The organism is Vibrio sp. Vb0598 (assembly GCF_033338935.1).
Lineage (GTDB): Bacteria > Pseudomonadota > Gammaproteobacteria > Enterobacterales > Vibrionaceae > Vibrio > Vibrio alginolyticus.
In genome coordinates, this window is the sequence record NZ_JAWOTP010000001.1 from 441,992 (window position 1) to 463,314 (window position 21,323).

Here is a 21,323-nt window from a genome sequence, read left to right on the forward strand (position 1 = left end):
CAGGTAAAAGATATGGTGAATGACGTAGAATTTAAATTTGAAGTGCCTGGATGTGGGCATGAATTTCGGGTTGAGAGCTTTCATGTTCATGAAGAGTTATCTAAGCCTTTCCACATCAATCTCTCATTACTTTCACTTGATCCAGATATCTCGTTCGATGAGTTAATACGTAAAGCAGGAACATTGACACTTTACGGACAAGGTGTTGGGGCTGCGCGTGTGTTCAACGGCGTGGTGAATGAAGTTCGTTACTTAGGGACTGGGCGTCGTTTTTCTCGTTATCAATTAGTCTTGGTTCCTCAAGCTTGGTTCTTATCTCAGCGCCAAGATTGTCGTATTTTCCAGCAAAAGTCAGCGCAAGACATCATCACAGAAGTACTCGATGATGGGGCAGTCACCGATTACCGATTTGAAGTGTCGGGTACTTATCCTCCAAAAGAATACGTTCTGCAATACCGTGAGTCTGACTTGCACTTCGTGCAGCGTATGATGGCTGAACACGGTATGTGGTATTACTTTGACCATAGCGATTCAAATCATACGATGGTCATTGTCGACAGTAATGACGCGATTGCACCTTTGATAAGCTCGCCACTAAATGCTTCTTACATTGGGCCGATTGTTTATCATGCCGATGGTGGCGGTGTTGCCGATCGCGAACATATCTCTGATCTCGAGTTAGTTAACCGCGTTAGAACGGGACAGGTTACGTACACAGATTACAACTACGAACACCCTAAAATTCCACAAGAGATGACACAGGCTGGCGAGCTAGACCAAGATCTCAAGCAGTTTGATTATCCTGGACGATACGTCGACCCGCTGATGGGGCAGGTGAGAACCACGGAGTGGATGTCGGAACACATAGTCGATAATCAACAAGTGGAAGCAACGAGTGACGTAATGCGCTTAGCATCTGGTTACAGCTTTAACGTCAGTGACCACCCGCGTTCTGAGATTAACCGCGATTACCTCATGTTGTCTGTAATGCACACAGGTCAAGATCCGCAAGTGCATGAAGATGAAGCGAGTGGTATGCCAACCACTTACTACAACCAGTTCTCGTGTATTCCACGTGATGTGGTGTTTAAAGCGCCTAAACTAGCGGCACCAGTAGTGGATGGCCCTCAAACGGCGGTCGTTGTAGGACCAGAAGGTGAAGAGATTTACACCGACAAGCTTGGTCGAGTGAAAGTACAGTTCCATTGGGATCGCTACGGTGATAACAACGAGCATTCAAGCTGTTGGATTCGTGTAAGCCAATCCATGGCTGCGCCAACATGGGGCGCAGTTTATTTGCCGCGTATTGGCCACGAAGTCGTAGTAACTTTCCTTGAGGGGGATCCAGATCGTCCGTTAGTTACGGGCGCAGTTTACAACGGTTTGCATTTCCCACCGTACTCTTTGCCAGAAAACAAAACTCGTACCACGTTCCGCACGCAAACGCACAAAGGAACAGGTTACAACGAGTTGAGTTTTGAAGACGAAGCGAACCAAGAAGAAGTCTATATTCACGCTCAAAAAGACATGTCGACCAAGGTGCTCAACAACCGTTACCGTGATATCGGTCAAGATGAATTCTTGAAGGTTGCACGTCACCAAACGAATGAAGTTCATGGTGACCATAAAGAAACCATTCATGGGCATAAAACGACACAGGTAAACAGTACGTTTACCGAGACAGTCGAGCAAGACGTTACCGTTACATACAACGCGAACGAAGCCCAGTATGTGAAAAACAATTCTGACTTAGAAATTGGTGATAACCGTACGACTAAGATCGGTAAAAATGATGACTTAGATATTGGCGAAAACAGTAACCTTACTATCGGTGCGTCTAAGAGTTCAGATATTGGTGCGGATGATAACCAGACGGTTGGTGGCAACTTAACGGTATCAGTGAAAGGGAACACCGCTTATAAAGCTGATGGTGCAACGCAAATTATCAGTGGCGACAAGATTGTATTGAAAACGGGTGGTTCCTCTTTAGTGATGAACAGTGATGGTTCAATAAAGTTATCAGGCTCGGCTATTACGATCGAAGGCAGTGACAAAGTCGTCGTGAAAGGTGGCAACGTAGTGGTTAACTAACAATGGAAAAACAACCTCTTACAACAGAAGTAATATCAGAGCAGCAAGCCGAATCAACGGCTTGCTTTTCGCGTTTTGGAAGAATAGTGGCTATCAATGAGTCTACGGGCAGTGTGCGAGTTGATTTTGATGGTAACCCATTTAAGCAGCCACTCACTGCGAGACTAGGACGTGGCTTTCGTCGTTCTGAGCTGCAAATGGCTATCGATAATCGATTAAGTTGTCGAGTTGAATTTTTGAACGACGACTTAAGCTTGCCTCTTGTGACGGACATTTTCTTCTCCATTCTGGATGACTCTGACGAGTTTGTATTGCGAGCGAAGAAGATGGTTATCGAGACAGAACAAGAGTTGGTAGTCAAAAGTGGTGAGACAGAAACTCGCTATAGCGGGCGCGATGGACGAATTACCACTAAAGCGAAGTACGTCACTTCTCAAGCAGAAAAAGCACAAAAAATTCAAGGCGGAACGATCGCAATTAACTAATTACCTAGCATTAGCTAATTTACGTCGAGTTAGCTAATTACTTTGTATTAACTAATTGCAATCGCGTTATGGCACGCTAATAACGGATAACTAGATGCGACAAAGAATCGGTGTCGAGCACCTAAAGGCACCCATAACCAATCAAGAAGTCGAAGGCGCGTTAGCAAAAGCTGATCGCGCTGTGAATGACCTTTCCCAATTGCCAGTAACATGGCTGGATTTCTGTAATGAAAAGCTGTCCATTGCTTCTGAAAGTATCGGTTTTTTAATCAGGCAGCGAGTTCAAATTCACAAAAGGGGTTATCCAAGTCGTGAGTTGGCGTATCTCAAGCTGATTGAACGCCAAATTGAAGAACTGAAGCAGGTGTACTTGTCGTTTTATCGGTTAGCACCGGGGTTGATTCATCAATTAAGAAGCAAAGAGCCAGAAATCTACAGCTGGCTGATGCTACAAGGCGAGTTGGGCTCAGCGTTGGACAACCTTTTGTGCGGCTTGAGTTTACTCGAAGATATTGACGCTAAAACCGCAATGGTCATTGCCGTACAATCTCCGGTTGAATCTATGGATAGCACGCTTTCGGAGCTTATTGAGGGTAATGCGACATCCAGTGCGTTTTACTTTGAATGCTTACGTGTACGTCAAACATTAAGTGTTTCTCTCATCAAGCGCTGGCACAAAGCCAGCATCATTAGCTCTCATGTTGCTTTGCCACTGCTCGCTTTACAAGACGTGAAAGAGGGGATTGATTGGCTCAATGACAATGCAGGCAGCGAACAATATCTATTTGAACGTTTGATTACCAAACGTGACAGAGGCACTTGGTTCCGTCAGTGCTTTGGCATCGAACCAAATGGATTACCATCAGCGCAAGTGCTCACTTATGCCAAGTTACTTGAGTTAAAAGAGTTTGAGGCGTTTGATATCTCTTCTTCATTAGCACCTGTTGATTTTGCGCTGGGTGGTGATTGGAAACTGGTACCCCAAATCATCGAGCACTTGGAAAGTCTGGAGGAAGGTGAAGCTGAGGGTGAAATTTGGCTTCAAGCCTTGTATGTCGTCTACGGAAAGCTTCTTCCTCTGAATCCGCAAGATGTTGGTGTCGAGTATGAATGGGAAGAGATCGTCGATCTGCTCAATGAGTGGGTGGAAGATGAAAAATATATCCAAAATCTACCAAGCCGCTTGGGTTACGCATTGAGCTTCGAGTCTACGTTAGCTGCGATGCAAGATTCTAACGTTGATGTGCTGTTCCGCGACTGGCTATGGTGCCAAATCTGTATTCAATCCAGAGCCTACGTGCCTTGGGATATGGCAATGCCGATTCATCAACAAGACTGGAACTTTAACAATTTAAAGGCCGCACCTTCTGCGAGCGAACGATTCAACTTAAGGAATAGCAATGCAGTTATGGGATATTGAGGCGCACCCTGAGCTATCACTTAAAGGTCGTTTTCAACGTGACGAAAACGGCGATGAAGTGTGGGTTGTGGTCGCCAAACGCACATGGCAATTCGATGGTGTGGTTTGGCACGAATTAGGTGAAAGTGAAATCTTCGATGATCCCCAATATTTGGGCGAAGAAGGCTTCTCTGCGATGAAAGTTGACCACGAATTCGCGTATACCAAAGACAATACAGATGTACTTGTTTACGGTAAAGCGCGCAGTTACGCGAAAAAGCCAGTGACATACCAAGAGTGTCGCGTGTTGATTGATGGTCATATCGATAAGACTCTCGCTATTCACGGGGAACGCGTATGGGTTGAGCATGCTGGCAGTATCACGCTGAGCAATCCAGTCCCATTTATTGAAAAAGACATTGATTACACTTGCGCGGTAGGCGGTGATTTACGTAACCGAATAGGTGGTGGGGTTGCCGACTCCAACAAAGAATTGCTTGAACAGAAAGTACCCTCGATTTTTTATCCCCGAGAGGACTGGAGTGCCGCCGCGAAAAAACTACGCGTTGCGGGGTTCGGGCCAGTGCCTCCGTTCTTTGAGTCGCGCCAGAAGCTGGCCGGCACGTTCGATGACGATTGGATTGAGAATCGCAAGCCAATGTTGCCACTCGATTTTGATAAGCGGTTCTTCCAAAGCGCGCCTATTGATCAACAGTGCAAAGGCTTTCTTCGTGGGGGGGAGCGTTTGATGATGAGTGGTTTTTGTCATGATGACACGCTTTCATTTCGAATTCCTAAAGAAAAATACCGTGCGATCGCGACGTTCAAAGATCAAAGCTATCAAGCTGATATGGCGATCTACACCTTATTCGTTGATGCGGAAAAGAAGACTATATCAATCAGTTACACCGCTGCGTTTCCTTGTCAGGGCAAGGAGCATTTGTTGGTGTCGACATCCATCACTAAGTTGGAAGAGGTAAGCGAGCATGCATAATTCAACAGGCCGTTACGTGCTAGGGATGGAAGTGATGACGCCAACCGGTATGAATTTAGATATTGCTAGTGCAGTTTCGTATGCTGATTTAGGAAGATTCGACCAATGTGTAGGGGATGATGGTATCGAGCGTTTTACTTACGCCAAAATCGAATACACCAAAGAAAGTGAGCAGTTTGAGAAAACGTGTGAGTTAATCACCCACTTGCTTGATTCATTGTTAGCACAGTTACCACGTTCATTGAGACCAATACCTTTGCTTATAGCGGTGCCTGCGTCTGTTTCACTAGTAAAGGTGCAAGAATGGCTTGGTGAAAGTAACTATGCTGAATTTCTCTCTGTGGTGAATGCTGTTTATGCCAGTGGGCCCAGTTTCGTTCTCCAGGCCATGAAATCATTGGATAAATATGATGCTATGATGTGTATCAGTGTCGATTCCTTGGTGAGTTCGATGCAAACACTCATCGACGATGCGATGGTAATGAGTACCAATAATCCATGGGGCGTTATTCCGAGCGAGGGTGGGGCGGGTTTAATTCTTTGTCGAAAAAACACCGTAGAAACATTGAAACTTAAGCCTCAAGCGCAGCTTGGCTACATTGATACGGAATTAAACACTTCAGACCGAAGAGGCATGTTTCGACTTGTTCAACGTGCGAGTAAAAAGCTCGATTCATTTGGTGAAGTGTATTCCGATATGACGAACCTGCGCATGCATTCGGAAGATTACGGCTTTGCTCTGGGGGCGAAAGCAGAACGATTCACGAACCCAGAACAACCGCAGCTTATCAATGAGTTGTGGGGCACAATGGGTAGTTGTTCTTCTCTCGCTTTAATTGCCTTTGCGGTCAGAGAGCAGCACTTTAAGCAACCAACTACATTGTTAATGTTCGACTTTCATGGTGACAAAGGAGTTCTCCAATTACTGCAATGTTAGTGGGCACTCATCGATCAAATGGCAATGAAAATATACTCATATTATTAGGTTGAAGTTTGTAACACGAAAAAGCGTATAACTCATGCAGTGAAAGCGTAAGTAAAAAGGTCTAATAAGTTAGTAATAATAACTAAAATAATAGGCTTACTGTTTGTTTTAAATACCAACCTTGATACAAGTACGTTCAAGAAAATATTATTCAACTCTAATAATATTTATTCTATGAAAGAGTACTAAGTGTCTAATAATCAGAGTACAGCCAAAGGATATATCGATCAGTTGGTTGTTAAAGCTATTGAGAAAAAGAAACTGAATGAGCAAAGGCTAGCAGAAAAAAATAAGCCGAAGCTTGAGTACGTGCTTTTTTCACAGTTTGATGTATTAGACAAGCTTCCTTCTAAAAATGGTAAGACAACGGTTTACCATCTTGCAAAAAAAGGGCAGCCAGAGAAGCAAATCTGTTGCAAAGTTATCAATGATGACTCGCCAGAATTTGCGAGCAAAATGTTGATTAACGAAGCGAGCAGGCTGGAGCTTTCTCAACACCCTAGCGTGGCTAACTTTGTAAAAATCGGCAACGAATTCGAACGCCCATATTTGATGTACGAGTGGATCCAAGGTGAATCACTGGCAGAAAAAATGGAGCGTCATTCTTCTAAAGGCTTTCGCCACGACCACATCGCTTGGTTGGTGTATCAACTCGCTGGCGCTCTAGAGTTTATGCATACAAGAGGTATCTGCCATCTTGATATTAAACCATCTAACGTATTAGTGAGTGAAGGCGATTACGTTAAGCTCATTGATTTCGGCGCTGCTCGTTACATTGGAGAGACAGAACCTTACGCAGAAGCAAGCTTGAGCTACGCTTCCCCTCTTTATATAGAAACTGGCATCGCGGAACCGCAAGATGATGTTTACTCTCTCGCTTTGCTCGCTGGACACCTATTTTTAGGATCAATATTTGGTGATGCATGGAATAAGCAGTTAAAAGATCGAAAGCGTCCGGCTTTGATCCCGGCTCATATTTGGAAATTGCTGAAAGAAGTCATCAACAAACCAAGAGGGCATGGCTATACCGCTATTTCTTTTGCTCAACAGTTAGCGCGAATCGATACGCAATCAATTAGCTCAAATTCTAACGCACCAATTTTCAGTAGCTTGCGTAACGCGGACTTGCTGCTTACACACTGTAAGCCAAATGATAAAACGGCGTATGGTCGCTTTAAAATATTAGAGGCGAGCTTAGTGTTGAGTGTGCTGGCAACAGCAGGAAGTTATTTATATCAACAGAATAAAGATCAATTGGATGCCATTTTTTCCCGAGGTGTCACTACTGTAACTCACGTTATTACGCCCTCTGAAACGGCTTCTTTTTTGGCTCAGCCTCCATGGAAAATCAAAGAAGAACTGTCTCAAGCTACTCAGAGTATTGATATGACAGAAGCTTATCGAACAGCATATCAAGCTCAGCAGTTAAGCCTCTCGAGTTTATATGAAGAAAAACAGGCTCAGTTAACGTCGTATCAATCGTTAGCGGATGGCTTACCAATGGCATTAGTCGAATTACGTAAGGAGCTTGTCACCTTGCGAGAAACCCTTGTTCGTGACGGTGCCCTGTTTCCATATGCGGATGAGGCGTTGACTAAAGTGATGTCTGGGTTAAATGTCGCGTCTATCGATTCCATGAAAGTATCTTCCATAGCTGGCAGTCGAGATAAGCAGATTGCTCGCTTAATTTTAGATGGTGAAGCTAAGCTCGCAGAAAATGAAATGAAAGAGGCATGGCTGTTAAACCAGTCACAAGCCTATTTCTACAACCAAATCTTACCAAAGACTGTGATGGAAAATATTAATGACTCCATCGATAAACATGCAGAGGCCCACTTTTACACCAAAGCAATTGAAGAAGCTGAATTAGCCAAAGCCTACTTCGGTAATACGCCAGAACTAGACAAAAAAATAAAGGATTTAATCGTCGCAAGAAGCGAATTTATTTTGTTTAGCACCGTGATGGAGCAATCCGTTTACGACAAACAAAAGCTACATGAATCCCTTGCCGATTTAGAACGGAATGCACCAAGTAAATTTACAGAAATCACGAAAATTCTAGATAGCATGGCGTCGGATGCGATAGAGCAGAGCCATCGATTATCTAAGCCAGCAAATGGCGCAATTGCGGTAGCGCGTGCGTTGAGAGATTACTTGACTGAAGGAGACGTGAATTTTGTCCAACATTGATATCGATCGTCTGCTTAATCCTATTTCTGATGAATCTCCAGTGGGTAACGATGCCCGTTACGAGTTTTGCTATGAAATGATGGAATCCGAAGTGAAGAAATTCGGTTCCTTGTTTGGCGAAACAGTAGATTGGAGCGTAGTAAAAACGCACGCGACTGAAGTTCTAGAGCACCACAGTAAAGACTTAAAAGCCATTTGTTACCTCGTTCGCGCGCTAACAGAAGAGTTTGGTCTGCAAGGCTTTGAACAAGGTCTAAAGCTGCTTAGTGAGGCGTTAAGTCGCTTTGGCGTTGAATTGTATCCTTCCCGAAAGCGGGGTCGAGATGGCGCGGTCGAATGGTTGAACCATCAGTTTAAACTGGTCAGCAGCAAGTTAGCGGAAAGCGCTCAGTCATGGGATTTGGTATCAAACTGCATTTCGACTATTGAAGAAGTGCAGCGTCAATACGACGAGGTTTATCAAGACTCAGAAGCGGATTTCTTTGAGATTCGCACTCAACTCAATGTTTTATCTCAACAAGCGGCGGCTGATGAGCAGAGCGATGATGCAGTCGTTAACGTCGAACAAGCGGCGCCTGCACCAGCTACGCAGCCTGCTGCCGCAGAAACGCCAGCGCAGAGTGAAGTGCAAACCGCACCGGTGAAGGCGGTTCCGCCGGCCCCTAAACCTGCGCCAGTTAAGAAAGCGGTAGCAAAAGAAGTCGATGTCGATACGGACTTCTCTTCGCCGACGGCTTCTAAGCGCACCTTGAAGAAGGTTGCGGAAGTCATGCTTCATGCGAACCCAAGTGATCCGCTGGCTTACCGGATTTATCGTCATCTGACTTGGGATGACATTGATGGTCTACCCGACCACCAAAATAATCAAACGCCTTTGAGCTTGGCAGTGTCGTCCGATCAACAAGCAGAATACCGAGATAAAGCTGACCAAGAAAGCGACATCGACACCATTAAGCGTTTGGAGCGCACATTAACGGATGCGCCATTTTGGCTGACGGGCCATTACTTCGTGTATTCGATGCTTAATAACTTGGGCTTTGATGATGCAGCACTTGCTGTGAAACAAGAAGTGACGCGTTTTGTTGAATCGCTAGAGGGCATCGAGCACCTCTCATTTAAGAATTCTATACCATTTGCAGATGAAGCGACCTTGAGCTGGTTATCGACTCAAGATACTACTTCTTCGACTTCTCAACCCGTTGTTCAAACGGTTGTGATTTCGCAGGAAGACTCGCTGCCAATGGAGGATATCACTCTAGAAAATCTAGGGGAATGTGCCGCAGAGCTTGCCCGCAAACTTGAGCTGGATAGCTCGGGACGTGGGCAGTTCATGCTGTATTTACAATTGATAGCAGCTTACCAGTCTGTTGGATTATACCCGTTGTGTTTGCCGTATCTTGAGAAGGGGTGGGAAGTACAAAAAGCGTTTAATCTCGCGAGCTGGGAACCCCACTTATCGTCACAGTTAGAAGACCTAATTCGAAAAACACTCCATCGGTTATTTGGAAGCAAGGATCTTCTACCTGAGAAGTATGAAGAGTGGAAAGCAATTTACGACTAATTAAAGAGTTAGATAAGGAACGAATTATGTCACGTGACGGCTCGGTGGCTCCTAAAGAGCGAATTAATATCCGTTATGTTCCAGCAACTGGCGATACGCAAGAAGACGTAGAGCTGCCGCTAAGCATGATGGTAGTTGGCGACTTTACTGCGCGTGCAGATGAGACACCAATTGAAGAACGTACTCCAATTAACATTGACAAAGACAACTTTAACGAAGTGCTAGAGGGCATGTCTCCAAACGTTAAAGTCAACGTTGAAAACCGTCTTTCTGATGAAGAAGGCGGCCAGATTGGTGTTGATCTGACGTTCCAAAACATGAAGGACTTCTCTCCTGAAGCGATCGCGAAAAGTGTACCTGAACTAAACAGCCTACTTGAGCTTCGCGAAGCCTTGGTTGCACTTAAAGGTCCTCTAGGAAATGTTCCTGCGTTCCGTAAGAAGATCGCATCGGTTCTTCAAGATGAAGAAGCGAGAAAGAAACTGTTGGATGAACTAAGCATTGGCAACGACCAAGACGCGAAAGAAGAGTAAGGGATATCATGTCTGCAGAAGCACAAGCGCCAGAACAAGAAGCAGCCTTAGTTGAATCAGGCTCACTTCTGGATAGCATTCTTAACGAAACACGTTTAAAGCCAAGTGATGAAGGTTTTGACGTTGCAAAACGCGGCGTAGAAGCATTCATCAGTGAGCTACTAAGCAGTTCGAACACAGAGAAAGTCGACCAATCTCTGGTTGATCTGATGATCTCTGAAATCGACCAAAAATTGTCTAAGCAAGTTGATGCAATTCTTCACAACGAAGAAGTTCAAGCGATTGAATCAACGTGGCGTGGCCTTAAGTACCTGGTTGATCACACTGACTTCCGCGAGAACATTCAAATTGAACTGATCTCTGCGAAGAAAGACGAAGTTCTTGATGACTTCGAAGACGCTCCAGAGGTGGTGAAGTCTGGCCTGTACAAGCAAATCTACACACGTGAATACGGCCAGTTCGGTGGTAAACCTGTTGGCGCCGTCATTTGTGATTACGCTATGTCAGCTTCGTCGCCTGACATCAAATTGATGGAATACATGGCTAACGTAGGTGCAATGTCTCACGCACCATTCATCACGTCGGCATCGGCTAAATTCTTTGGTCTAGACAGCTACGAAGAGCTGCCAAACCTAAAAGATCTGAAGTCTGTATTCGAAGGTCCACAGTACGCGAAATGGCGTGGTCTGCGTGAGCACGAAGATGCGCGCTACCTAGGTCTATGTACGTCTCGCTTTATGCTACGTACACCTTACTCTGTTGAAGATAACCCAATCAAGGCGTTTGACTACGATGAGCAAGTAACAGACAGCCATGATAACTACCTATGGGGCAACTCAGCGTACGCGATGGCGTCTAAGATCAGTGAATCATTTGCTAAGTACCGTTGGTGTCCGAACATTATTGGTCCTCAAAGCGGTGGTACTGTACAAGATCTACCGGTTTACAACTTTGAAGCTATGGGTCAAATCGAGACTAAGATCCCAACCGAGATCCTGGTTTCTGACCGTCGTGAGTACGAGCTAGCGGAAGAAGGCTTCATTGCGCTAACCATGCGTAAAGGTTCTGACAATGCGGCGTTCTTCTCTGCAAACTCTGTTCAAAAACCAAAAGTGTTTGCGAACACGCCTGAAGGCAAACAAGCCGAGATGAACTACAAGCTAGGTACTCAGCTTCCTTACATGTTCATTATCAACCGTTTAGCGCACTACATAAAAGTGCTACAGCGTGAGCAAATTGGTTCTTGGAAAGAGCGTTCTGACCTAGAAATCGAATTGAACAAGTGGATTCGTCAATACGTTTCTGACCAAGAGAACCCGCCAGCGGAAGTTCGTGGTCGCCGCCCACTTCGCGCTGCGAAGGTTGAAGTATCAGACGTAGAAGGCGATCCAGGCTGGTACAAAGTATCGATGTCTGTACGTCCTCACTTCAAGTACATGGGCGCAAGCTTCGACTTGTCTCTAGTTGGTAAGCTAGACCAATAACCCATTACTGAAACCATCAAGCAGCCAGTGAAGACTGGCTGCTTTTTTCGTAGGATCGCATATGGAAAAAGGTTACCGTCTTTTAGAGCGGATCGAGCTAGGAGAACCAAAAAACTGCTACGAGAAAGTGGTGTCTCATAAGCATTTGATTGAATCCATTCACTCGCATCTCGCTGACTTGTTGAATACGCATTCCGGCAACGCAATGATCGACAATGAGTATGGTCTGCCAGATTTTAACGACGTACTTTCTAACAACACAAACCTCGTTCGCCATATTCAAAAAAACATCACGTCAACCATAGAACGCTTTGAGCCCCGACTGCTGAATGTCGAGGTTCATTACCGTGAAGACCACCATAATCCATTACAACTCGGCTTTGGTATTCGCGGCGAAGTTTCCCATAACGGCGGTAAAGTCCCAATGTCGATCGATGTCTACATGGGAACCGACGGCCAATTTAACGTTTAGTAGGTGCCACTTGAGTAACAGTAAATACTTTCAAGATGAACTCACGTATTTACGCGAGTCGGGTAGTGAGTTTGCCAAATATCATCCGAAGTTAACTCATTTTCTCTCTGAAGGAACTTTTGATCCAGATGTCGAACGATTGCTGGAGGGTTTTGCTTTTTTGACCGGACGCATCCGCGAAAAGATTGACGATGAACTTCCTGAGCTTACGCAATCTCTGATGACTTTGCTGTGGCCACATTACATGCGTTCGATCCCGTCTTTGTGCATTAGCGAACTAAAACCGCATACCGGAAGTGTTACTGAGAAAACCGTGGTGAAACGTGGTGCGGAAATGGCCAGCGAACAGGTAGAAGGCACGCAGTGTTTGTTCCGTACTTGTTATGACGTCAATCTATACCCAGTTACGATTACTAACATCGAACAAACTAACAGCCGCACCAGCTCGATGATTGATGTGACGTTATCGACGGAGCATGGCCTTGAGCTGTCTCGTATCGGTTTAGATACGTTGCGTTTGCACCTGCATGGTGAGATTCATATTACTCGCACTGTCTTCTTATGGCTGTTCCGTTATCTAGATTACGTCGAGTTGGATGTTGGTGGTGGCTACAAACATCGTTTAGGGCCAGAGTACGTTAAGCCAGTCGGGCATGAAGAGGACGAGGCGCTGCTGCCTTACAGCAAAAACTCCTTTGCAGGTTACCGCTTGCTACAAGAATTCTTCTCTTTGCCAGATAAGTTCATGTTCTTCGACATCAAGGGCTTAGAGTGGCTAAAAGGCATTCCGCAACGCAGCACGGTCAAAATCAAATTCCACTTTAAGCGTGCTTTGCCTTCAGAAGTGGTACTTAAAGATAAACACTTAAGGTTGCACTGCACACCTGCGGTTAACTTGTTTGAAAAAGACGGCGACCCAATCCGTTTAGAGCATCGACGAAACGAGTACAAGGTGCGTCCACAAAGTAACACTCAGGAGCATTACGAGGTTTATTCCATTGAGCAAGTGGAGAGCTGGAGTAAAGACGAGCGTCGCCGAAAACCACTGATTGAATTTGAATCGTTTGAGCACCAAATCAACCAGCGTGATAAGCGAGAGTTCTACAAATCCAAAGTGGGCGAGCGAGTAAGCGGAAGAGGGTTAGAGCGCTATATCTCATTCCATACTCACAATGGCGACATCGCGGATTTAGGGACTGAAACAGTATTGATGAAACTGCAATGCAGTAACGCGGACTTAGCGGAGCGCCTGTCAGTAGGAGACATCACGTACGCGACGCACAAATCGCCAACGTATGCGACGTTTAAAAACATTACTAAGCCAACACAGTCAGTAAGTCCTCAGGTTAATGGTGAGCTTCAATGGCAGTTGATTGCCAACATGTCGCTCAACTACTTGTCTTTGGCCAATATCGATGTGTTGAAAGTGTTGCTCTCGACTTATGATTTCCACTCTCGAGTCGATAGACAAGCCCACCGCGCGTCGATTCATCGACTTGATGGCATTATTTCTTCAGAGATGAAACCAATCGATCGCGTATTTCGTGGTGTATCTGTGCGTGGTAACCAATTCAAGCTCGTGACGGACTCTAAGTTCTTCGTAAATGAAGGCGATATGTTCCTTATGGCCACGGTATTGAATGAATTTATCCGTTTGTATTCGAGTGTGAACTCCTTTACCGAACTAGAGGTGTTCGATGAAGCGACGGGCGAGGTTTACAACTGGGCAAGCCTAATCGGGCAGCAGACGATACTATGATTAACACACTTTCTGATAAGTCGAATGAGTTTAGTTTCTACCAAGCAGTGTTGCTGTTAGAGAAACACTACCAGCTGGAGCCAAACTCAAACTTTGTTGCCGTGGGCGAGAACAAATACTTCCATCAAGAGCGAATTGAGTTCAGCGTGTCGCCAAACCTGTGCTTTCCAAAGAGTGATATGGATTTTATTACTCATATGGAAAGAAACGGACAGCAATATTCACGTATTGAGACGAACTTTCTTGGCTTGCATGGTTCAAGCTCGCCCCTACCTGCGTCTTACACTGAGAAACTCGTCGGTCGTGATCCCGATGATAACCCAGTGAAGGACTTCTTCGACTTTTTCCACAACCGCTATACAAGCTTACTGTATCGTGTTTGGAAGAAATACCGATATCACGTGCAGTACAAAAGCGGGGCGAGCGATGCGTTTTCTGGGCGCATACTGCATTTGGCTGGTCTGTCAAGCGTTATGCAAGATTGTGAAGTAGCGGAGTTAGATCGAGCGAAAGTTCTGTCTTACGTGAACCAGTTATCTACGCGTACACGCTCACCCAAGCTTATTTCCGGTATTGTTTCGCACTACTTTTCACTGCCGAATGTGCGAATCGAAGAATGGGTTTATAGACGCGTAGAAATCGCTGAAAGCCAGCGTAACAAACTCAACCGCTCCAATTGTGTATTGGGGCAAAGCTTACACTTGGGGCAAAGCATTGCGGATTTGAACGGCAAGTTTAACTTGTGTATCGACAACATTGATTTTGAAACGTTTAAGCAGTTTTCCTACGATGGTGAGTTACATAAGACGCTGGTGGGCTTGATGCGCTTTATTCTGCGTGACCCAATGTCGTGGGACCTAAAGTTGACAGTTAACCTAGACAGTATTCCAGAAAACAAACTGGGTAATGGAGAAGGGAACCAACTAGGTCAAACGTTCTGGCTAGGAAACCCAGGTGATAAAGACGCCAAAATTCGACTTATCGGAAGCATATAAGAAAGCCGCTCAACGAGCGGCCCTTTATGTTTTCCTCAAAGAGGTCAGAAAAGCTTAACGACTGATCGGCTGATGCAGTACAACGGTAGTATCAAGCCTTTGAATGCCGTTAAATGATTCAATTTCATTACAAAGATGATGAATAGACTGCAGGTCGGGCGCTTCAATTAGGGCAATAATATCAAAGTTGCCACCAACAACGCTCGTTAAGCGAACCTCAGGGATTTCTTTAAGTGCATTCGTTACATCATTCTTCTTACCCTTTTCACAAGAGATCAGTAGATAACTAGCGGCTTTTCGCCCTTCATTTTCTACACGAATCTGTGCGGTATAGCCTTTGATAATACCGGTCTTTTCTAAACGATTAATTCTTTCTGCTACTGCTGTTCGAGACAAACCAATGTTTCGGGATAGATTCGCAATCGACTCTCGCCCATTCGACAATAGACTTGAAAGTATTTTTCGATCTAATTTATCTAAACCTTGTAAAGTCATGTTTGAAATCATGTGTTCTGCCTATTTTGTTTTTATATTGTTATTAAATCGACTCTGGGAGCGTAAAGTTATACAGCTCAGCAAGAGTGAATGGGTTTTTCTGTGTCAACGGAGTGATGCGTAAGCTCAAGTCCCTCCCTGACACTTTTATGTCACTGACAAAGCTGCCGTTATGAGTGTTTGTCAAGGTCGAGTCACCTAGCAATCTGTATATCGCCCATTGACCACTCTTATTTAAAACGTGCTGTCTGCCTTCATCGGTTACATCCTGGAGTGTGATACTAATATTGAAGTCACCATTTTGCGGTGGCCATGCCATTTCACGAATGCGGCTTGGACCGTGGTAGTAACTTATATTGGTATCTGCAATTTTTAAGCTCGCTCTAATCGCACTAGAATCAAGATCGAGTACTCTTGCACTAAACGGAATATGAACGCGGTTAGTGCTTTTATTAATTAATGTGTCTCGAATAACGTTATAGTTACGCAGTTGCACTAACAGAGCCGGAGAGATTGGCATCGTCTCGCCATCCACCTGTTTTGGCGTCCATAAATTGGTATCGTAGAACGGTGCAAAATTTTTCTGAATAAATGTGTCTAACAAGCCACCTGAAGCAAACAGTAATTCAAAATCTTCAATTGAGATTTCCTCGGTCGCTGTTAGATCAAATGGGTATCGTCCTAGCCCTATCTCTTTAAACTTGGTGTAAATCTCGCTGTACCATTGGGTTTGAATGCCTTTAGCGGACTCTTTAATCATGACTGACCAGCTTTGTTGAACCACATCTAACAACCAGCTACGAACGGGTTCCGGTGATTTTTGGGCAATCTGTTTAAGTTTGATTAATGGGTCAGCTTCACTGCTGTTCATTCGATGCTGAGCTGCCGCTAGCGCCGCCATTTGCGGGTCAGGTGCATCAGCGATGTCTTTCATATATGTGCGAACACGGCTTAACGCTGTTACGGTCTCATCCCAAGGAGTAGGGGAGTTTGGTGTTTCACTGACCTGAAGTTGGTTTAATAAGTGAAAAGCTTGTTCAACACGTTTCATCAACAAGTAATCAGGCTTAACTACTTCCTCTACTGCGTCTGATGCGGAGTCTGCCGCTGCCACGAGTTTCGGGTCTAGCTTTGAAATCAGAGCATTTTTTTCACCAACGGGTGAAAATTGTGTGTTGGCATAGACCTGCTTCAGTACGGTTGTCATTGGTGAAGAAGGACCCGAGATTAAGTCTATCGCGTTCGTTAGATCGCCGACATTGTCATAGTTTTGGACTTTTAGTTCACTCAGCGCATTGCGCCAATTACTGATGTAGTCGTCAGTATATTTTTTACGTACTTCCTCTTTGAAGGCTTCTTGTTCATCACTAGTAGGAATAACGTGTTGTGACAGACCTAAAACCCAGTTGTCACTGATGACTTGTTGTGACATTAGGTCCACGCGTGGTCGATAAAAAGTACTAAAACCAGTGGAGGTATAGATCTTATCTACGATCAAGCGTTCACTATCGATTGGTGTGTTGAATACATTGCTAAACTCAAAACCCACAGCTCGTTGCAGATCTAGGGTTCCTAAATCAATCGAATTTGCTTCGTTTAAAATGCCTGCATAAACGAGATCAACATTCGAATTTGCTAGCAATGAGCGACGTGTTGCGCGAACAAGATCCATATTGATATCAATTGGATCAAACTGTGTGCGAAAGTAAGCGTCCAAATAGCGCATCGCCTGATTGACGACGTCACTTTGGTTGCTCAAATCGTTCATCATTTGGAGAGTTTGATGACGCAAAAAACGGATATCACGCTTTGTTGGATCGTTTAGCATTAGATACCCCTTCAATAGAGGTAAAGCGCGTGTAAAAGTGTTTTGATTTTGTGTCAGTTGTAGACGGTAACCTTTCTCAATGAGAGGTATCAACTGTTGAGCAACGTCCTTAAGTAATGCTTCGTAAGCGATGCGAGTGCTTTGATCCAAACGGCTAATGTTGAGTGGTAATATCTCTTCATCCAAAGCCTTAGAACCTTTAAGCCACGCCCCATAAGAAGGCTCTATTGCTTTCGTCGCCTTCGCTAAAAGCTCATCGAATCTTGCATCTTGCTCCACTTGTGATTTGTCATCGATACTCAAGAGTTGATTCATCACATGTAAGTTACTGTCTAATGTCGTGAAAAAGAAGTAACTGCCCCCAGTAAGCAGGATAATAGAGCCGAGTATTGCCAAACGGCTTTGTCTCTGAATTAGACGAAGATACGTCTTGTTTTCGCCCGCAAAGTCGCTTTCCGGCAATATTTGTGAATCAATCAGAAAGCGAGAGAAATAAGGCGTTTCTGTTAACTGAGTATGCTCTGACGCGATAATAGGTAAGTTGAAGTAATTACTACAACTTTTTGCAAGTAAATTGTACTTGCGACCGCCTTGCAGACTCGAACTAAAGAAAATCTCACGGATGTCTAGTGAATAGACACCGTTGTTAACATCACATAGACGCTCAAGCACATAGCTGACTTCAGACTGACATAGCTCAAACTGCTTAGGGAAAGCGAGTATTGCTTGTTTCTCATCAATGTCCGTTGAATTAGCGGATGCATCTAGCGCATTACTTTCAAGCACTCTCACTAGATTTCGATAGCTATCGCGGTAGTACTCTGCAAATACACCTTTGGCTTCTTTTAGTGGGATAGAGAGGAACTCAACACGTGTCTTGAGAGAGCTAAAGTGCATGTATTCTTTAAAGCCATCTAACTTGTCTAGCTTTGACATAATCAAATAGATTGGCAATGCTGAAGACGTTTTAGAGTTGATGGTACTCAAGCGCGCCAATAACGACGAAATGGTGTACTCTTTTTGCTCTGGCTCAGAGACGATCATGAACTCGAAATCGGTGAAGAATAGACACCCAGAAAATGGCTTTCTAGGTCGATGATGAATAACTTCTTCAATGAACGTATTCCATAAAGAAGCATCACTGCTTGATACTTCCTGGAACACTAAGCGTTGGTCTGGTTTGATGTATACAGCGCTGTCAGATTCGTACCATTCAAAAAAGTCATTCTTAGCGGTTCTAGTGCGATCCATCGGTTTAATTGCACTAGAATTAAATAAAAATTGACGTCGCCCTGACCCTTTATTACCAAGCATCAGGTAAATTGGTTTCTTGCCTGAGTTAGCAAGAAGAGGCTGGATAACCATAGAAAGTGCTTCTTCCTCGGTTTCCAAATGTTGAGCTTTAGCGTTGTTCTTTTTCTTCAACCATAATGTGAATTGAAAAATGACGTAAACAATGGCGATAGCACCAAGGGTCAGCCAAAGATAAAGTTGATCGATTTCGTCAAGAAAAAGCAGATAAATAGTGGTGATAATTGCAGCCACTAAAAACATCAATATAGTAGAAATCACCACTGGATTTCTAAACAGTTTTTGTTTGAACATAAGCCTAAAACTTCTTTAATTGTATTGTTATTTATTGTCAGTTTTTTCAGCTTGTAGCTGACTCAATTTATATAGGTAGATGTTCAGTAAAAGGGTTGCGCGGTCAATTTCCTTTTGCTGTGAATACTTTTCAGCGTATTCAATACGACCTAAAAGCGGGAATAACGAGTTACTGTATTCGTACGCCTTTTCAGAGTTCTTATCTACATTCTGTCTAGCTACGTTGGCAAACACCGTTCTTGCGTCTGAGAATCGCTTATAAACATCCATAAACTGGTCTTCTAAATGGGCGCTCTGTGTCAAAAAGTTTTGACGTAGCTGCTGTGCAGAAGACGAATCCGGATAGATCGCGATTAATTCATTGGTCAAGCTATCGAGCTCGCTGACGTTACTTACTTTTGCCGAGTCTAAAAACCAGTTATTCATCATAATATCGACACGATTAATCGCCTGCGTTTTCAATGACTGAGCATATTTTTTATTTTCGTAATCTAACGAGGCGACCAAATTTACAAGTTCATTAAGTGAAGCTTGATTAATTTTTTGTTCCAATGTTCGATAACGTTGTTGCTCGTACATGAAATGTGAACATATCGCAGTAACAATCAAACCAATAACGAAGTAGATCATAAATCGACCAGACTTTGCCGGTGATGCTTTCTCTTGGCTATTTAGGTTGGGTGATGACACCGGTACCGGAGAGGGAGACACATTCACTTTAATTTCAGGTGCCTTCTGCGTTGCTGCAGGAGCGCTAGTGTTGGCTTGTTTTTTCTCGCGTAACTCAGCCGCAATTTGTTGTTCTTTTATCTGCTCAATCCATTGATTCAAAATACGGCGAATGCGACCTAATGACGGCGCTTCAATACCGTAATGAAGACGAAGCTCTTCCTCAATCCTCAAGCATAATTGATGTGCTGCCTCTATCAATGGAAGCTCTTCTGGTAACGCCCGATGCTTATTAATTCGTTTTTCAGTATGCTCTACCATCCATTCAATAGCGCTCATTCGTGCCTTTGACTTTGAATGCTCTGGATACGCGTTGAACCAATATACGACGCATACATCAAGTATTGAGTTTAACCCTTCAACAAGGCCTCTTAAGCCGTCGTTATAGGTTGACGCAACGGTAAAGTAACAGCAACAACGTAGGTCTTTCGCTTGGGTACTCAAGATCTTTTTTGAGAGTGTTTGAACCGTTTTCCACGAGACTCTCCCTGTGACTTTATTCAGGTTGTTTATTTGACGTTTAATTTCGTCAAAATCCTCAGAACCATTAGGATTAGAGCCGCTTGGGTTATTTTCATCGATTGGTCTTCGAGCGAAGTCGGTAAAAAACATAAAGAAAGTTCCAACTGATCATATAGAAGTATTAAGTTATATAGGATTTCACTACTGTTATATTAAATTATAAGCAGTGCACATCTGCCGCAATTCTATAGACAAAATAAGCGGATTAGATAATAAAAATTCATTAAAAGAAATTAAATTACTTTTAGTGTGATCTTTGTTCATAATATTAATATCAATAGTTAAGTCTATTTATAAGAAGAAACTTATATATGAAGATGAGAACGTTGATTAAAAAGTAACTAAATTGTTATCGGAGATTACGGTTTGTTCAATTAGCAATCAAATTCTGTGACTTCTATTTAAATAGAAAGATTTACTGTCTCGTCACTTAATCTGTAGTCGGTTCTTTAGTTTTTGTTTGTAGGTAAAACAACCAACCTGATAGTTGAAATGTATTAAATTATAGGTGTTTTTTTAGGCTTATTGAAAAAGAGAATATAATTGATATCTTTCGCCTCTAAGTAGAATATCGGTTTTCCTAGAGGGACGAAATGCTAAAACCAAGTCAAATTGGGCTGATTTCAGCCATGTGTCTATTTTCTTCTGTTGCAATGGCAAAAGGGGAGCGATATGGACTCTCTACCAGTATCTTGACTATCGATAGCATTAAATACGATGAAGGTAAAAGTGGTGAGCAGGATACGCTTAGGTTCGGCTTGGTTCATACTCGTCCTATTGATGAAAACAATAACCGTTGGCGTTGGTGGTTAGGGCTAAACTATCTAGCAGAAGATATTGAAGCGCCAGCAAACGGCTTATATCAAGAAGCGACGAACTATGAACTTCGTGTTGTTCCTCAATATGCGTTGACTTCTTGGAGGGTTTTCACGCCATATGTTGGTGCGGGCTTGTCTGTCGGTTACTCGCAATATTCTAATCGCTGGCAAGTAGACCAAGAGGGCTATCGTTATGAGAGTGTTGAAGACATCGACCAGTTTGAGTTAGGTGCGGTTGTGACCCTTGGTACTGCTATAAAGTTAGGCAGTAATCCTGACGCCCATATACAAATTATCCCGCAGGCCTCTTATATCCTTCCGGTTGTAAATGATGGAATTGGTGGGCTTGAACTATCAGTTTCTTTGCTCTTTTGAGGT

16 protein-coding genes are annotated in these 21,323 nt (G+C 43.8%); 13 read left to right on the forward strand and 3 right to left on the reverse strand.

Translation table 11 applies throughout. The features are described 5' to 3' along the window. Positions 1 to 12: 12 nt before the first annotated feature. From tssI to tssG, 12 genes are all read left to right on the forward strand, one after another. Entirely contained in the window at positions 13 to 2,091 is a 2,079-nt protein-coding gene (tssI, locus tag R7Q38_RS01935) for a type VI secretion system tip protein VgrG (RefSeq protein WP_005373412.1), read from the forward strand. A gap of 2 nt (positions 2,092 to 2,093) precedes the next feature. Then, positions 2,094 to 2,576 carry a hypothetical protein gene (locus R7Q38_RS01940; protein WP_025767908.1) on the forward strand — a complete coding sequence of 161 codons (483 nt, stop codon included), beginning with the start codon at positions 2,094 to 2,096 and terminating at the stop codon, positions 2,574 to 2,576. Between the two features lie 94 nt (positions 2,577 to 2,670). After that, positions 2,671 to 3,996, forward strand: a complete 1,326-nt coding sequence (locus R7Q38_RS01945) for a hypothetical protein (protein ID WP_318113989.1) — start codon at positions 2,671 to 2,673, stop codon at positions 3,994 to 3,996. Further along, positions 3,977 to 4,969: a DUF2169 domain-containing protein gene (locus tag R7Q38_RS01950; RefSeq protein ID WP_239939286.1), complete on the forward strand. Its 993-nt coding sequence runs from the start codon at positions 3,977 to 3,979 to the stop codon at positions 4,967 to 4,969. The genes R7Q38_RS01945 and R7Q38_RS01950 overlap by 20 nt, the downstream gene beginning before the upstream one ends. Continuing rightward, a complete protein-coding gene (locus R7Q38_RS01955) occupies positions 4,962 to 5,906 on the forward strand; it encodes a hypothetical protein (protein WP_239939285.1) in 945 nt (314 codons plus the stop codon). The genes R7Q38_RS01950 and R7Q38_RS01955 overlap by 8 nt, the downstream gene beginning before the upstream one ends. A gap of 237 nt (positions 5,907 to 6,143) precedes the next feature. Then, positions 6,144 to 8,144, forward strand: a complete 2,001-nt coding sequence (locus R7Q38_RS01960) for a serine/threonine protein kinase (protein WP_171345597.1) — start codon at positions 6,144 to 6,146, stop codon at positions 8,142 to 8,144. Then, positions 8,131 to 9,705, forward strand: coding sequence for a type VI secretion system protein TssA (gene tssA, locus R7Q38_RS01965; RefSeq protein ID WP_149192103.1), 1,575 nt, complete (start codon positions 8,131 to 8,133; stop codon positions 9,703 to 9,705). The genes R7Q38_RS01960 and tssA overlap by 14 nt, the downstream gene beginning before the upstream one ends. A gap of 26 nt (positions 9,706 to 9,731) precedes the next feature. Next, positions 9,732 to 10,238 (forward strand): type VI secretion system contractile sheath small subunit, encoded by a 507-nt coding sequence (gene tssB / locus R7Q38_RS01970; protein ID WP_005373381.1) that lies wholly within the window; start codon positions 9,732 to 9,734, stop codon positions 10,236 to 10,238. An 8-nt stretch (positions 10,239 to 10,246) separates the two neighbouring features. Beyond that, on the forward strand, positions 10,247 to 11,722 hold the full coding sequence (gene tssC / locus R7Q38_RS01975) for a type VI secretion system contractile sheath large subunit (RefSeq protein WP_005373378.1): 1,476 nt from the start codon (positions 10,247 to 10,249) through the stop codon (positions 11,720 to 11,722). 61 nt (positions 11,723 to 11,783) lie between these two features. After that, positions 11,784 to 12,194 carry a type VI secretion system baseplate subunit TssE gene (tssE, locus tag R7Q38_RS01980; RefSeq protein WP_005373376.1) on the forward strand — a complete coding sequence of 137 codons (411 nt, stop codon included), beginning with the start codon at positions 11,784 to 11,786 and terminating at the stop codon, positions 12,192 to 12,194. 10 nt (positions 12,195 to 12,204) lie between these two features. After that, positions 12,205 to 13,953, forward strand: a complete 1,749-nt coding sequence (tssF, locus tag R7Q38_RS01985; protein WP_042523535.1) for a type VI secretion system baseplate subunit TssF — start codon at positions 12,205 to 12,207, stop codon at positions 13,951 to 13,953. Then, a complete protein-coding gene (tssG, locus tag R7Q38_RS01990; protein WP_005373373.1) occupies positions 13,950 to 14,948 on the forward strand; it encodes a type VI secretion system baseplate subunit TssG in 999 nt (332 codons plus the stop codon). Before tssF ends, tssG begins: the two co-directional genes overlap by 4 nt. A gap of 54 nt (positions 14,949 to 15,002) precedes the next feature. On the opposite strand, the gene R7Q38_RS01995 is transcribed toward tssG, so the two are convergent. Genes R7Q38_RS01995 through R7Q38_RS02005 form a run of 3 tightly spaced genes read right to left on the reverse strand, consistent with a single transcriptional unit; the run spans position 15,003 to position 20,217 of the window. Further along, positions 15,003 to 15,455: an Lrp/AsnC family transcriptional regulator gene (locus R7Q38_RS01995; RefSeq protein WP_005373369.1), complete on the reverse strand. Its 453-nt coding sequence runs from the start codon at positions 15,453 to 15,455 to the stop codon at positions 15,003 to 15,005. A gap of 31 nt (positions 15,456 to 15,486) precedes the next feature. Beyond that, positions 15,487 to 18,876, reverse strand: a complete 3,390-nt coding sequence (gene tssM / locus R7Q38_RS02000) for a type VI secretion system membrane subunit TssM (protein WP_239939235.1) — start codon at positions 18,874 to 18,876, stop codon at positions 15,487 to 15,489. 27 nt (positions 18,877 to 18,903) lie between these two features. After that, entirely contained in the window at positions 18,904 to 20,217 is a 1,314-nt protein-coding gene (locus R7Q38_RS02005) for a type VI secretion system ImpA family N-terminal domain-containing protein (RefSeq protein WP_053304695.1), read from the reverse strand. Positions 20,218 to 20,720: 503 nt separating this feature from the next. On the opposite strand from R7Q38_RS02005, the gene R7Q38_RS02010 reads away from it, so the two are divergent. After that, positions 20,721 to 21,320 carry a hypothetical protein gene (locus R7Q38_RS02010; RefSeq protein ID WP_005386114.1) on the forward strand — a complete coding sequence of 200 codons (600 nt, stop codon included), beginning with the start codon at positions 20,721 to 20,723 and terminating at the stop codon, positions 21,318 to 21,320. The last annotated feature ends 3 nt before the right edge of the window (positions 21,321 to 21,323 follow it).